General features: G+C 58.6%; 8 protein-coding genes. 4 read left to right on the top strand and 4 right to left on the bottom strand.

Going from position 1 to position 15383, the window contains the following annotated elements; all coding sequences use genetic code 11:
* Positions 1-43 precede the first annotated feature (43 nt).
* From ACWXWJ_RS04640 to ACWXWJ_RS04630, 3 genes are all read right to left on the bottom strand, one after another.
* A complete protein-coding gene (locus tag ACWXWJ_RS04640) occupies positions 44-3739 on the bottom strand; it encodes a multifunctional oxoglutarate decarboxylase/oxoglutarate dehydrogenase thiamine pyrophosphate-binding subunit/dihydrolipoyllysine-residue succinyltransferase subunit (protein WP_448307483.1) in 3696 nt (1231 codons plus the stop codon).
* A gap of 53 nt (positions 3740-3792) precedes the next feature.
* Complete coding sequence (locus ACWXWJ_RS04635) at positions 3793-7266, bottom strand: ABC transporter ATP-binding protein (RefSeq protein ID WP_473963692.1); 3474 nt, start codon at positions 7264-7266, stop codon at positions 3793-3795.
* Positions 7267-7335: 69 nt separating this feature from the next.
* Entirely contained in the window at positions 7336-8103 is a 768-nt protein-coding gene (locus ACWXWJ_RS04630; protein WP_448307485.1) for a hypothetical protein, read from the bottom strand.
* Positions 8104-8246: 143 nt separating this feature from the next.
* Between ACWXWJ_RS04630 and ACWXWJ_RS04625 the strand changes: the two genes are divergently transcribed.
* Both ACWXWJ_RS04625 and ACWXWJ_RS04620 read left to right on the top strand, forming a co-directional pair.
* Positions 8247-9761 carry a carboxylesterase/lipase family protein gene (locus ACWXWJ_RS04625; protein ID WP_448307486.1) on the top strand — a complete coding sequence of 505 codons (1515 nt, stop codon included), beginning with the start codon at positions 8247-8249 and terminating at the stop codon, positions 9759-9761.
* A gap of 126 nt (positions 9762-9887) precedes the next feature.
* Positions 9888-10781 (top strand): hypothetical protein, encoded by an 894-nt coding sequence (locus tag ACWXWJ_RS04620; protein ID WP_448307487.1) that lies wholly within the window; start codon positions 9888-9890, stop codon positions 10779-10781.
* Between the two features lie 13 nt (positions 10782-10794).
* Here ACWXWJ_RS04620 and ACWXWJ_RS04615 read toward each other — a convergent pair whose 3' ends face one another.
* Positions 10795-11283 (bottom strand): hypothetical protein, encoded by a 489-nt coding sequence (locus ACWXWJ_RS04615; RefSeq protein WP_473963691.1) that lies wholly within the window; start codon positions 11281-11283, stop codon positions 10795-10797.
* 142 nt (positions 11284-11425) lie between these two features.
* Here ACWXWJ_RS04615 and ACWXWJ_RS04610 point away from each other — a divergent pair, with 142 nt between their 5' ends.
* Both ACWXWJ_RS04610 and ACWXWJ_RS04605 read left to right on the top strand, forming a co-directional pair.
* The gene (locus tag ACWXWJ_RS04610; RefSeq protein WP_473963690.1) at positions 11426-12940 is read left to right on the top strand and encodes an FAD-dependent oxidoreductase; all 1515 of its coding nucleotides are present in this window, start codon (positions 11426-11428) and stop codon (positions 12938-12940) included.
* Between the two features lie 110 nt (positions 12941-13050).
* Positions 13051-15204, top strand: a complete 2154-nt coding sequence (locus ACWXWJ_RS04605; protein ID WP_473963689.1) for a DEAD/DEAH box helicase — start codon at positions 13051-13053, stop codon at positions 15202-15204.
* The last annotated feature ends 179 nt before the right edge of the window (positions 15205-15383 follow it).

Raw genomic sequence — 15383 nt, 5'->3', positions numbered from 1 at the left:
TGTGGCGGGTTTTTCTAGCTAGCGCGGAAGTGCGGAAGAGAGCTTACTTGAAAGCCTCGTCCAGCAGCTGCTTCTGCTCCAGCTGGTGCACCTTCGCAACACCGGTAGCGGTGGAGGACTGTGCACGGCGGGAAACGCGCTTCATCTGCAGACCCGGGATGTGCTCCGGCAGCTGCAGAGCCAGGAACGGCCACGGACCCTGGTTGGCCGGCTCATCCTGTACCCAACGCACCTCGGCGTTCGGGTAATTGGCCAGCGCATCCTTGATGCGATTGAACGGAATCGGGTGCAGCATCTCCACACGGACGATGGCGACATCGTCGCGACCATCAGCCTGGCGCTTCTTCTCCAGATCCCAGTAGATCTTGCCCGAGCACATCAGAACGGTCTTGATATTTTCGTTCTTTCCATTCTGGTTCGGGTCGTCGATGACGGACTGGAACTTCTTAACCTCAGTGAAGTCCTCCACGGCGGAGACTGCCATCTTGTTGCGCAGCATCGACTTCGGGCTGAAGACAACCAGCGGACGCTTCAGAGAGCCCAGTGCGTGGCGACGCAGCAGGTGGAAGTAGTTGGCCGGGGTGGAAGGCTGAGCAATGGTCCAGGAGCCCTCTGCGGACATCTGCAGGAAACGCTCGATACGGGCGGAGGAGTGGTCCGGGCCCTGACCCTCGTAGCCGTGCGGCAGCAGCAGAACCAGGGAGGAAATCTGGCCCCACTTAGCCTCACCGGAGGAAACGTACTCATCGAGAATGGTCTGGGCGCCGTTGGCGAAGTCGCCGAACTGTGCCTCCCAAGCCACCAGAGCATCCGGGTTGCCGACGGAGTAGCCGTACTCAAAGCCCATGCCCGCGTACTCGGTCAGGGCGGAGTTGTAGGCTTCGAAGCCACCGCCCTTGCCGGACTCGCGAGCCAGCTCTTCCAGCGGGCTGTAACGGTCGTGGTCGGTGTGATCGAACAGGATGGCGTGGCGCTGGGTGAAGGTACCGCGAAGGGTATCCTCACCGACCAGACGCACCAGCTTGCCGCCGTCAACCAGGGAGCCGAAAGCCAGCAGTTCGGCGAAGCCCCAGTCGATGTTGCCGTTACGGGACATTTCCTTGCGACGCTTGATCACCGGCTTCACACGCGGGTGCGGGGTGATGTGATCCGGCACGTCTGCAAATAGGTCTCCGATGTGCTCAATGAGCTCGCGATCCACGGAGGTATCTAGGCCATGCGGAAGATCCTGGGAACCAGTGATGCCACCCTGTTCCTTCGGCTTGGTGCCCTTCTCAGCTTCGCGTACCTGAGTGAATACGGTCTCTAGCTGATCGTGGAAGTCGCGCTGTACGCGCTCGATGTCCTCTTCGGTCAGGTCGCCGCGCCCCAGCAGGGTTTCGGTGTACTGATCGCGGGAAGACTTGGTCTCACCGATCAGCTTGTACATCAGCGGCTGGGTCATCGAAGGATCATCAGCCTCGTTGTGGCCGCGACGGCGGTAGGTCACCAGATCGATAAAGACGTCCTTGCCGAAGCGGTTGCGGTAATCAACGGCCAGCTGTGCAACCCAAACGACAGCCTCAGGGTCGTCGCCATTGACGTGGAAGACCGGGCAGTCGAAGCCCTTGGCCAGGTCCGTGGCGTAGTGGGTGGAACGGCCAGCGTCCGGAGTGGTGGTAAAGCCGATTTGGTTGTTCACCACAATGTGAACGGTACCGCCAACCTCGTAGGCTTCGAGGCGAGCTAGGTTGATGGTTTCCTGCACGATGCCCAGGCCGGTAAAAGCGGCGTCGCCGTGCAGCAGCAGCGGCATGACGGTGTGCTTCTCGTGCAGTTGATCCTGCTTAGCGCGGGCGATGCCCTCCATGACCGGGTTAACGGCTTCCAGGTGGGAGGGGTTAGCTGCCAGGTAGACGTCGATGTCGTTGTCGCCGAACATCTGGTGGTAGTGGCCCTGCTGACCCAGGTGGTACTTCACATCGCCGGAACCGCCGGCAGCAGCTGGGTCGATGTTGCCCTCGAACTCGGTGAAGATCTGGGCATAAGGCTTGCCCACGATGTTGGCCAGAACATTCAGGCGACCACGGTGCGGCATGCCGATGACGACCTCGTCCAGGGCTGCGTCTGCAGCACGGTCGATAGCGGCATCCATCATCGGGATCAGGGTCTCGGCGCCCTCCAGGGAGAAGCGCTTCTGGCCGACGTACTTGGTTTGCAGGAAGTTCTCGAACGCCTCGGCGGAGTTCAGCTTCTGCAGAATGTACTTCTGCTGTGCTGGGGTGAACTCGGCCTGGCCAGCCTCGATACGATCCTGCAGCCAGTTGCGCTCTTCGGCGTCGAGAATGTGGGTGTACTCCGTGCCGACCTTCAGTGTGTAGGCCTTGCGCAGGGTGGAGAGCACCTCACGTAGGGTCATAGTCTCGCGACCGGCGAAGCCACCGACGTGGAAGGTGCGGTCGAAGTCCCACAGGGTCAGGCCGTGGGATTCGATGTTCAGGTCGGAGTGGTCCGGAATCGGCAGTCCCGGCTGGGTCCACTGCAGCGGGTTGATGTCTGCGATCAGGTGACCGCGGGAGCGGTAGGCCTCGATCAGCTGCATCACGCGGGTGGACTTGTCTACGCCGATGTTTGGCAGGTCCTGGCTCCAACGAGTGGGAGCGTAAGGCACGCGCATGGCGTGGAAGATCTCATCCCAGAACTCGTCGTTGATCAGCAGACGGCTCATGGTGCGCAGGAACTCGCCGGACTCTGCACCCTGGATGATGCGGTGGTCGTAGGTCGAGGTGATGGTCACCAGCTTGCCGATGCCCATTTCGCCCAGGCGATCCTCGGAGGCGCCGGCGAACTCGGCGGGGTAGTCCATGGAGCCTACGCCGATGATGGCGCCCTGTCCCTTGGTGAGGCGCGGCACGGAGTGGCGGGTGCCGATGCCACCGGGGTTGGTCAGGGAGATGGTCACACCAGTGAAGTCATCCATCGTCAGCTTGCCTTCGCGGCCACGGTGAACGACGTCTTCGTACTTTTCGACAAATTCGCCGAAGGTCATGTTCTCGGCTTCCTTGATGGCGGCGACCACCAGGGAGCGCTGGCCGTTCTTGCCAACCATGTCGATTGCGAGGCCGAGGTTGATGTGCTCCGGAGTGACGAGGGTCGGCTTGCCGTCGACCAGCTCGTAGGAGTTGTTCATGTCCGGGTGAGCCTTTACGGCCTGTACCAGGGCATAACCGATGATGTGAGTGAAGCTGATCTTGCCGCTGCCGCGGGCTCGCAGGGTCTCGTTGACCATGGCGCGGTTTTCGAACATCAGCTTCGCCGGCATATCGCGAACGGACGTCGCGGTCGGAATCTCCAGGGAGATGTCCATGTTCTTAACTACGGCCTTGGCGGCACCCTTAATGGTGGTCTTGCCCGGCTCTGGAGCTTCCACCGGCTGCTTCGGAGCCGGCGGTGCAGTGCGCTTCGGGGTTGGCTTGACGTTGCTGTCCTGGTTCTGGGACGCAGATCCCTTCGGCTGCTTGCCACCGGCCGTCGTATCCCGAGTGGGGGTGACGGTGTTCTTGGTAGCGCCCTGGCTGCCCGTGGTCTTCTGTGCTCCGTTGCCCGCCGTAGCCTGGGTGTTGCCCGGCGCGTTTACGGGGGAGGAATTATTTTCAAAGTAATCGCGCCATTCAGCGTCGACAGACTTTGGGTCTTCCTTATACTGCTGGTACATCAAATCGACCAGCCATTCGTTTTGACCGAAATTTGCACTGCTCACAGCAGGTCCTCGCCTCTTTCCTTTATGGCTTTAAGTCTCGTCGTTCCACCCTACTACAAACCGGTTGTCGGCCTTGGCGCGGCATTCCACAAATCGGCATATGCTCCGCCTTTTTGTAGTAGCTTGTTATGCTCTCCAATTTCGACAATGCGGCCCTGATCCATCACCACGATGGTGTCGGCCCTTGCTGCGGTGCGGAGGCGGTGCGCGACGATAAGTGCGGTGCGGTCGCGGGTAACGCGGTTGATCGATTCGACAATCTGGGCTTCCTCGTCGTCATTGATGTTTGCCGTCGCTTCGTCGAGCAGCATAATCGGCGGCCTGATGTACTCCGCCCGAGCAAGCGCGATCATATGTTTTTGTCCTGCCGAAAGGGTATTGGTGCCGGGTGAAATGGCAGCGTCGAGCCCACCGGGGATCGTTTGCAGGATCTTCTCTCCACCAATGCGTTCGACAGCGGTCCGTGCTCTTTCTTTGCGTAGTGCAGGATCGCAGTCATCATTTTTGTCGCCATTCTTGTCGCCGTAGGCGATGTTTTCGGCCACTGTGCCCTCGAAGAGCTGTGGTTCCTGTGGCACGGTGCCAATGCAGCTCCGCCATCCACGCACGTTGAAGTCCCGAATGTCCGTATTATCCGCGCGGATCGTCCCCTCCGTCGGATCCATGAACCTATTGATGAGCCGCAGCAGCGTAGTTTTCCCCGCACCCGTCGCACCGACCACAGCCGTGGTGCCGCGGAAGGTGTGGGTGATGTCTAGGGTGGGCTCGCCCTCGCCGTACTTATATACGACGCCCTCACACTGAATTGCTGGCCCTTTCACAAACGCCGGATCTTTTGCGTCCGCGGAAACGGTAAGGGCTGGGCGTTCGCTGAGAAGTTCGCGGATGCGCGAGACGCTGACGCTTGCCTGTTGGAATTGGTCGAATACCTGGGAGAGCTGCTGAATTGGTCCAAAGAGCATCGTCAGGTAGAGGCTGAACGCCACCAGGGCGCCTTCTGTGGTCTGCTCGCTAGCGATCAGTGAGGTTCCTGCGCTGAGAACCGCGGCTTGGGCGAGTTGGGTGAGAAGGTTGATGCCAGGGAAATACAAACTCACAGCGGTCTGTGACTGGGTACGCAGTCGAAGGTACTTACGGGATTCTGCCTCGAGACGGCTTTGAAGGGCCGTCCCGTAGCTGAAGGCCTGGCCGGTGGGAAGGCCCATAAGGGTCTCCTGGAATGTCGCGTTCACCTGACTGATCTGGCTTCTGGCTCGGGTATACAAGCGACGGGAGATCATCCGGAAGATGATTGTTGCCACCACAATGACAGGAAGGAAAAGCGCGACGATTCCGGCCAGGGTCAGATCGGTAGAAATCAGCATGCCGATGATGCCCAACGCCAACGTTGCCGACACGATCGTTTGGGAGAGACCTGATTGTAGGAAATTCGAAAGGGAGTCGATATCGGTCGTGAGGCGCGTCATGATCCTGCCACTGGACTGGCGGTGGAACCACAGAAGATCCATCCCAGTGATGTGGCGGAAAAGTCGGTTGCGCAGGGCGAAGATCAGCCTTTCGCCCGTGAGAGTGGTGAGCAAAGTATTGGCAATGCTGGCTACCCATGACAGTGCAACCACCGCCAATGCACACAGGCAGGTGAGCAGCAGGGAATTCATGTCATTGTTCGCGACACCGTGATCGATGGCGTGGCGAATAAAAGAAGGGAGCGCGATGTCAGCTGCCGAGGACAGCAGCAATGTGACAACCACTGCAGCGACGAGCCCTGGCACCATCGCAAACAGAGTGCGCAGCCGGAATCTCCCAGCCTCGTCCTGGATCTCAGCAATACGTGGGGTGTCCACTGTGTAGGAGGAGGGATCCGCATCTGCCTCGGGTGAAGAAAAAGCCACGTTCGCCGTAGAAGCAGTCGTCGACACAGCCTCGACGGGCTGCACAGTCTGATCTGGCTGTGCAGTGGGCAGGGTGATGATCTGTTCCGGATTCCGGAAACCACCATCGGCTCGGTGGCTGATGTAGATCACGGTAGGCCGGAAAATGCTGGCGCGCAGATTAGCCAAAATCTGCGCCTCGGTGGCCTGGTCTATGGCCGAGGTGGCATCATCAAAGATGATGGAATGAGGTTCGCGAAGTAGCGCGCGGGCGATGGCGATGCGCTGTCTTTGCCCGCCGGATAGTGTGATTCCCCGTTCTCCGACGACGGTATCCAGACCACCGGCCTCGCGGATGAAAGCATCGGCACAGGCTAGGCGAGCTGCATCCCAGACCTCCTCATCCGTGGCTGAGTAGCCGAGCAGAATATTCTCTCGGATCGTTCCCGAATAGAGGAATGCCTCGTCCATGATTAGCGCGGGGCGATCGGATTCCTGCACATCCAGCAGCGGAACTGAACCTGTCCTCCCGGAGACTGTGACCTCAATATTCCCCGCATCGGCAGTACTCAAACCCGCCAAAGCGTGTGCCAGACGGGTCTTTCCTGAGGCCACAGGCCCCTCCACGATAACGGTGCTGGACGGTGAAATATTCAGGTGTATCGGGGGCTGCCCGGCGGTGACGGGAACACTGCCCACAAACCCCATTGGTTCCCGAATGGCAGTCGTGCCGATGGGACGCGGCGGGGCGTCAATAATTTCAAAGATACGATCGGCACACGGTTGGGTGACGTGAACGTTCACGAGCATCCCCGCCGCCATGCGAGCGAGTCGTGCAAGCATCGTGATGAAAGTTGATACCGCGAGAAAATCGCCTACGCTGATTGCTCCGCGCATGGCCAGCCAACCACCGAGTCCGATTGCAGCTACCAAAGCGACGTTCGGCAGAGCAGACAGCGCAGGCTGGAAAATAGCGCTGAGCCTGCCCACCCGCATATTAATGCCGTACTGCCGTGCAGATTCCCACCTATAGCGCGCGACCTCACGTGGCTCCTGGGCGAAACTCTTCACTACCTGCACACCCGACACAGTGCGATCAACCTGCTCCGCAATAACCGCAGCTTGTCGCTGGGATGCCAGAGAAGGCCCATACAGGCGCGTGCGTGAGGCATAAGCGACGGCGAAAAGGAGCGGGATCTGCACCGCCACAATGCCAGCAATTGGCGGGGAAATCCACAGCACGACGGCGAAAATCAGCACCAGCTCGAGCATGCTCGCCGCCATCAGCGGCAGCATCGCTAGAGTGCCCTGCACCTTCGTGAGATCCGAAATCGTGCGCGAAATGACCTGCCCCGTGCCGAAAGAGCGCGCCGCTTGGGCATCCACGGACTGGATTGCCTCAAACATCCGGATGCGCAGACTGTGTTGGGTGCGCACACTAAAAGTCCCAGAGAGGAAACGGCGCAGAGCTTGCGCCACGAAACGCGCACAAGCGACAGCCACCAGCAGGCCAATCGCGCGAGTGTTGCCATCCACAGAAGCGCCTGCAATTAACGGCAGAAGCAGTTCTATGGCTGGCAACAACACCGAGAACACGACCACGGCAGTAAACAGCCCAGGGTGGTGACGGGCGGATTCTCGGATGACTCTGAACACGCCGATGATTTTAACGCGGGCTCGGGACAGCACCCTAGTGCAGAAGTGCTGAAGTCAGTGAAGAGTCAGCTAGAAAAACTCGTCTGCCTCGCGAATAAAAACATGAACGTTGTCGATCATCTGTTCTGCGATCTTGCGGTTAGCCTTCGCGCCCAGGTAGGCACCGACGCCGAACGGTAGAACCTTCTTAAACATCGCTCCGCCGAAGCGCTTGCGTACCTGGCGGAAGGCAAAGCGTCCAAGGACGTTGTTCGCTTGCTTCAACTCAACAGAGCTGCTGTTGCGGAGTTTGCGCGCACCGCGCAGATTATTGGCTGCCTTTAGGGATCCGAAGGTTCTGTCCTCGGCCAGTGCTTGCACCAGTTCCTTTGCCGTGGCACCGGAGATCGCCAGGTACACAACAGCGCGGCGAGTCTCCTCCTTGGAGATGTCGATGCCGTTTAGTTCTGCGGAGGCCAGGGCATATAGTGCACAAACTTCGACGAGCAGTGCGGATTCCGCAGCGATTCCTGCCAGTGAAAGCAACGTACCGACTCCCGGTACGGCCGCTACGCCACCGGTGCCCGCTCCCGAACCCGTGGCGAAGTTCTTAAAGTGCGCGTCGAGGACTTCCTGACGGTGTTGAAGCGTGGCGTCACCATGCTTCTTTTCGATCTTGGCCACATACGACCGAATGAGCGGCTCTTGTACCGCAACCGTGCGATCGATCGCACCGAAAAAACGGCGCGCGATAGGGCCCGAGGGGTAAGGCGCCTGCCGAGCCTGGTGAAGGAGCTCTGACGTGGCGGTGGCTTCGTCGCGGTGACCGCTGGACTTGCCGAAATTAAAAATTCCCATGGCACCCAAGACTAGGGGAGAAATTCTCTGCTGGTTGAACTCCAATGGTTGAAAGGGAACCGGCATAGGAACCCGCATAGTATGGTGGGAAACCTTTTTTAAGGACAACAAAAGACAGCAGGGCAGACAAATGACAACGGAAGATGACGACTAAAAACGACGTGCGGGTAGAAACCACCGGTGGAACCGTCCACGGCGTAAAGGTCGATGGGGTGCGGACCTGGAGAGGCATTCCCTTCGGTGCCGCAGAACGCTGGGCAGCGCCACGCCCCGTTCGCTGGCAGGGGGAATGGTCCGCACACGAGTATGGAAACGTTGCGCCGCAGACGGGCTACAACTGGAAAGACGAGGTTGTAGGCGACGAGGACTGCCTGAATCTGGACATAGTTCGGCCAGACACGAACGACACACTGCCGGTCGTCGTGTTCCTACACGGCGGTGGGTTCTTCGCAGGGGCTTCCCACACCGCGGTGCTGCGCGGGCATAACTTCGCTAAGGAATTGGACGTCGTTTATGTGGCATTGAATTTCCGGCTCGGTGCGTTGGGGTACGTGGACATGAGCTCCCTGGACGTGCCGGATGCTGCGACCTGCGAGGCCAATCCGGCAACCCGCGACCAGATTCTGGCGCTGCAGTGGGTGCAAACAAACATTGCGAATTTTGGTGGCGACCCCGACAATGTAGTGCTGATGGGAGAATCCGCCGGCGGTACGTCCGCAGCAGCTCTCATGGCAATTCCTGCTGCACGAGGGCTATTCCATCGGGTAATTTTGCAATCCGCTCCGGTGATGAGTGTGCACACAAACGCACAGTCGAACCTGTGGGCGCGCAAATTGGCGCAGTATTCCGGGTTGGTGCCACGCACTACCTCGATCGCTGAGCTACGCACATTGGCCTTTGCTGATGTGGTGCGCGCCGGGCAGCAGATGCTGTGGAAGGGGCGTGGGCTGCGAGAGCTCAATGCTGCATTCGGTATCGGCATTGATGGTGAGCTCTTGGTGCGGCACCCTTTGGACATTTTTGAGCAAGCTGAACAGCAACAGCTTCCGCTACTGGTTGGAACGAATAACGATGAGTTGTCTGCCGCCCAGATCCTGTTCTTTTCAAAATCTGCGCGGCTGCGAGCCGCTCGGACGATGCTACGTGCACACGACCCTGCTTTAGCTGCGGAAATTGAAGCGGCTTATGGGGACGTAGGGCGCCGCGGTGTTTTCGCGCAGATGCTTACTGACGCTGTGTTCTGGGCGCAGTCCGTTCGCCTTGCGGAGCTACACCACAGCGCTGGTGCGCCGGTGTGGATGTACCGCTTTGACTATGCGCCGGCAATGCTGCGGCGTTTGGGGGTTGGGGCGATGCATTCGATGGAACTATCGGCTCTTTTTGGTGACGCAAAGTCTTCGAAAGCCAGTTTCGTGCTGGGCGATGAGATGGCCGTGGTTTCAGGGCATATGCAAAGGGCCTGGAAGAAGTTTATTTGGGATGCACATCCCGGGTGGGAACCTTATTCGTTGGAGTGCCGTGCAACCCAAGTATTTGAGCGGGAGATGCGGATGGAGGAGGACCCGCGGGCACAGTTCCGCCGAGTGTGGGAGAAATTCGATATGCGGGGGTGGGATGGCGACGAGAGTTCAGTGGCCATGCCGCGCCCGGGGCGCTAGGGAAGCGCGCACAGGTCACGCGGTGGAGCGGATCGGGTTACTATGGTGCCCAAGTCACGGAATGCACGTGTCGCTCTGGGCTAAAACACCTCTCAAACACCTCTAAAACACTAGGAGACGTTGGCTGTGGGTTTCTACGAGGATATTGCTAAAGCGCTGGATACTGAGGGCATTGAGTCGCGAGTAAATGACGGAATGTTGTTCGTGCCCATCGCCCCGGAACTGGAAATTCAGTTCCAGCAGATTGAGCAAACCGGCACGACGGCGGGGATTGACTCGGCGAATGTGTTTATGGCTAAGGGGGAGTTGGACGAGGAAGCGGGCATCGAGGAGTTCGAAGCCAGCCTTGTTGGCGTGGTGTTTTCTGTCGAGGCGGCGGTTGCGGTAGTCGCACAGTATATTGCGACCGACCAGTGCATTACCGTGCTGCACGACCTTCTTGAGGGGACAGATGATCGGATCTCTGACCTGGAGTTTGAGCAGGATCTAATCGAACCAATGATGGTTCGTGCGGAAGTGGGCAATGGGTCTCTGCTCACGGTGCTATTGGGTTCCGGTACTGATGAGCCAGAGGCAACAGTCTCTTTTGTGACCTTCGGTGAGGATTACGACGAACTGGTTGATCAGGCAGTTGCGGAGCTGGAAGGCGATGAAAGCCTGACTGATTTCGAGCGTGAAGTCATGTACCGAAACGTGTTGGAAGATGCCGCTGAGATGACCCAGGAAGTCCTTGAACTGGGAACGTTCAAGGACTTCGATCAGCTCTTCGATGCGTTGGCAGTGGCGCAGGTACAGGCAACTGAGTGGGAGGAACTGCTGGTTCCTTTCGACGACGAGATCGGAATGCGCCCCCTTTTCGAGGCGGACGACGAGGATTTCGCTGAGGACTTCCCTGAAGACCTCGAAGACGAGCTGGACGACGACTTCGATGATGACTACTTCGACGATGGCAATGACGAAGACGACGAAGACGACGAAGACACTGTCGCTGAAGAGGACGACGCTGAAGAAAAGCGTTAAAGGGTGAGTGCCGTTAGGCAGCTCGTGGGGTAGAGCCTTCCTTTGAAAGCAGATCCCGCTGAGTCATCAACCCATGCCACGTCAAGCTAACTTGCGCTTGATTGTGGCGATCACGGGTCTCCTGCGGATCTTCCCGCACGATCCATGCTCGGCCGAGCGTGAGCTCCAGTAGCCGAGTTGATTCGCTAGTCATCCACTTCGGACATTCCACGGAGACCGTGACCAGGAACAGATCTTCTCCTTCTGGCGGCTGCTGCTGACTCAGTCGGCGCCACATCAACGGCGACATTCTGCGCCGTGAAACATGGACCAGCGCAGTGGAGCCACCCGCTCGCAACGCAAAGCGGGGAGCGCGCCAACCAGGTGTAATGCGGATGAGACTGCGCGGATGCCGCAGCATTCCGCGAGCTTCGTTGGCGGCTCTATGAGGTTCGCTCAGGTTGAAGCGCCGAATATTGGAGGTGCTCATGGGGGCGCGCTGAGTGGTGATACGGGACTTCATGTTGACTCACTTCCTTGTAGTCGGGGACGGGTAGTGGGGGGACATTCGTGATGGATACCCGTCAGCGGTGGTCTTTGTTCATGGGTGCACTTTAGGTAGTGAGGTGGACAGGGTGGCGTCACCTAGAACAAGAATAGAACACATGTACCAAACTAGGAAGGTGTGGCACGCGATAGTCCGCGACGTTTTGTGCGATAGCATGGGCGAAGAATTAGCTGGCAACAGCGATAAAGAAACGACGGTTTTCGGGAGCAGCGACATGGCGGAGGCGACACACAGCGCACCGGGTAGCGTGGCGATCGTAGGCGGTGGGCTGGCTGGGCTAGCGGCTGCACGAACCCTGCATAAGGGTGGCGTGAAATGCACTGTCTTCGAGGCCAGTGATCGGCTGGGTGGGCGTGTACGTTCCGAAAAGATTGACGGGATAACCGTTGACCACGGCCTGCAAACCCTCAATTCTTGGTACCCCTCAATAAAAGAGATTCTGCAGCCGGGAGAGTACTCATCCTTGGGGATCCGCAATTTTCAACCGGCTATTCAAACTCTGACTGAGGACGGATTGGCCCTGATCTGCGATCCCATCCGCGCTCCCCACCTGATCCCCAGCCTGATGCGCTCCAATGTGCGTAGTGCGCTATCATTCCGCGACCTTGTGGCGCTGCGTCGATGGCTGAAGTCTGAGCTTTCGCATCGCTCCAGTCTGGAACTTAGAAAGATCAAACAGCGCCACATCGATGAAGATGTAAAAGTTTGTGAGTCTCTTGACCAGCGAGGTGTGCACCGACGCACTCGGTGTGTGGCGATTGATCCGCTGCTGCGGGCATTCCTCTTTGACTCCGAGGGTGAGTCCTCTGCGATCTTCGCTAAATGGATGATCGGCACGATGCTGCGAGGCAACCTAGCCGTATTGGAAAATGGGATGGGGGATCTGGCGACAACGCTGGCCCGAGTGCCTAGTGCGGATTTCCGCCTTAACTCGCCGGTGACAAGCATCGAAGAAACTGGCGATGGGGTGCTGATCACGGTCGGGGAATCCGCAGAAGATGGCACAAATGGGGCAGGGGGTAACCACCCTGAGACCTCTCGTGCAGTGACTGATCGAGAGGTAACCGAGCACTTTTCCCGTGTGATCGTCGCCGTCGATCCACGGCACGAAACTGCATTGTTGGGGTCGCCGAAGGTGCCCACCACCAGCGTGTCTTCTTGGTGGTTTATTTCCGAAGAACCCGTGATCGCCGAAGGACTAATGACTGTCGACGGCACGCGTAAGACACCCATTACCTCCGCTACGGAAGTTACAGCAGTTGCACCCGGTTATGCGCCGGGACAGCACTTGGTGGCCTGCAATCATGTGCATCCACAGGGCGGAAATCCCTCGCAGGTGCCGTCGGTTGCAGAAGTGCAGCGCGGTTTGGGTTCGCTATTCGGCGTCGATTCCTCCAGTTGGGAGCTAGTTGCCGAACAATCGTTTATCGACGCCATCCCGCTGATCCGACCAAAAGGTTTGCAACGCATAGGTAAGAATCTGGGCGACCGCGAGCTCCAGGGAAGTCGCATTGCTTTGGCGGGCGCTCAGCATGCCACGCCGAGCATCGACGGCGTATTGCGCAGCGGCCAGCGAGCTGCAAATTTCGTACTTTCCAAGCTAACGGAATAAGTACCGCGGGAGTGCTACAGAACTGTGGGAAGACCTGCGATAAAGGCCAGGGGAGTGACTGTGCGCAGTGAATCGCTTTATCGCTCAAGTGGGCGTAGGCTTGGACAGCGATGAGTGATACTGAAAACGTCACCGGCGACGTAAACCAGCCGGTCAATGACGAGCGGGTATCTCAGAATGAACTGCAGGGTGGCATCTCGGAGAATCCTTCCCAGGATTCTGCCGTGGATAATCAAAAGCCACAAGAGCCACAAGGTGCGACTGATAAAGCAGTGGAGTCTGAGAACGCTGAAGTGAAAGTTCCAGAGGACAACCAAGAGCAGCAGCGCTCTTTCAACGGGCTGGGATTGCCCGATAACGTACTAGCTGCAGTCAAGAAGGTCGGCTTCGAAGTACCTTCCCCAATTCAGGCAGAAACGATTCCAGTGCTGATGGAAGGCCACGACGTGGTTGGCCTTGCGCAGACCGGCACCGGAAAGACCGCGGCATTCGCGCTGCCGATTCTGTCGCGCATTGACGTGTCGAAGCGTCATCCCCAGGCTCTAGTGCTGGCACCGACCCGCGAGCTTGCTCTGCAGGTCGCAGAGAGTTTCCAGTCTTTTGCTGAGCACCTGGGTGGTATTCACGTGCTGCCGATTTACGGTGGGCAAGCTTATGGAGTGCAGCTTTCTGGTCTGCGACGCGGTGCGCACATTGTGGTGGGCACCCCGGGTCGTGTGATTGATCACTTGGAGAAGGGCAGCTTGGATATTTCCGAGCTCCGCTTCATGGTGCTTGATGAGGCAGACGAGATGCTGAACATGGGCTTCCAGGAGGATGTTGAGCGCATCCTGGAAGATACCCCCAGCGAAAAGCAGGTGGCTTTGTTCTCCGCGACGATGCCTTCTGGCATCCGCCGTCTGTCGAAGCAGTACCTGAATGATCCGCAGGAAATCACGGTGAAGGCCGCCCAGCGGACGAGTGAAAACATCGAGCAGGATTACCTGTTGGTTAGCCACCGGGACAAGCTGGACGCGCTGACCCGGATTCTCGAAGTCACTGAGTTCGAGGCCATGATCATGTTCGTGCGCACCAAGAACGAGACCGAGGAGCTGGCCGAGCGTTTGCGTGCTCGCGGCTTTAACGCTGCGGCAATTAATGGTGATATTCCGCAGAATCTGCGCGAGCGCACTGTGGATCAGCTGAAGGACGGTCGTCTGGATATTCTCGTAGCGACGGACGTTGCTGCTCGTGGCCTGGACGTCGACCGCATCACACACGTGTTCAACTACGACATTCCGCACGACACGGAATCCTACGTGCACCGCATTGGCCGTACGGGACGTGCAGGCCGTAAGGGCCGCGCAATTTTGTTTGTGACGCCCCGTGAGCGTCGTTTGTTGAAGGCCATCGAACGGGCAACGAAGTCTCGGTTGAATGAGATTGAGCTGCCGACTGTGGACGCGGTGAATGAGGCTCGCAAGGAGAAGTTCCGCGATAGCCTGACTGAGTCGCTGGCCGACCCACAGATCAGTATTTTCCGTGATCTGGTGAAGGAATTCTCGGAGTCTAACGAGGTGGAGTTGGCGAATATCGCCGCTGCCTTGGCTGCGCAGTTGCAGGCTGGTGAGGACTTCTTAATGAAGGAGAAGCCGAAGGAGGAGCGTCCGCGTCGCCGTCGCGACGATCGCTACGGTGACGATTCCCGTAGCGGAGGCGGAGCATATAAGCCTTTCGACGAGCGCTTCAATAAGGAAGCTCCGCGCATTAAGGATCGCAATGGTAAGGAGCTTGCTGTATACCGCCTGTCGGTGGGGCACCGGCAGCGTGTGCGCCCCGGTGCGATCGTTGGTGCACTGGCAAATGAGGGCGGCATGAGTTCCCGCGACTTCGGTCGAATTAGCATTTTTGCCGAGCACTCCCTGGTGGAGTTGCCGGCGGATCTACCGATGGAAGTGTTCCACGCACTGGACCAAACCCGCGTCTCTGGCCAGCTGATCAATATTGAGCCGGATCCCGGTGCTCCGACTGGTCGTCCGGGGAGCCACAAGCGTCAGCATCGCAATGACTTCGGCGATCGCGGTGGACGTGGCGGCCACCGTGGTGACCGTGATGATCGCGGTGGACGTGGAGGCCGCAATCGCAGGGATGATTGGAATGACCGAAACGAGCGGAACGGCCGTGGTGACCACCGTGGCAATGGCGGTCGTGGACGTAATGACCGTGATGATCGCGGCGGACGCGGTTTCAAGGGAGAGCGCGGCCACCGCGGCGGACGCCGCTAAGGCGGAGGTTGTAGCGTCAGGGCATCGGGGGTGTCCGGGGTCCGGGGCAGAAATGTCGTTATATCGTGAATCTGCCGAGCCTCTCGCGAAGAAGAGAATTTTGGCGACGCTCTGACCTGGACGTTTTCCGTAATGGGAATTATTGCTTTTAACAGATTCCTGATCCAGCGACATCGACG

It is taken from the genome of Corynebacterium sp. p3-SID1761, assembly GCF_055862885.1.
This window is presented reverse-complemented; position numbering and strand designations above follow the sequence as displayed.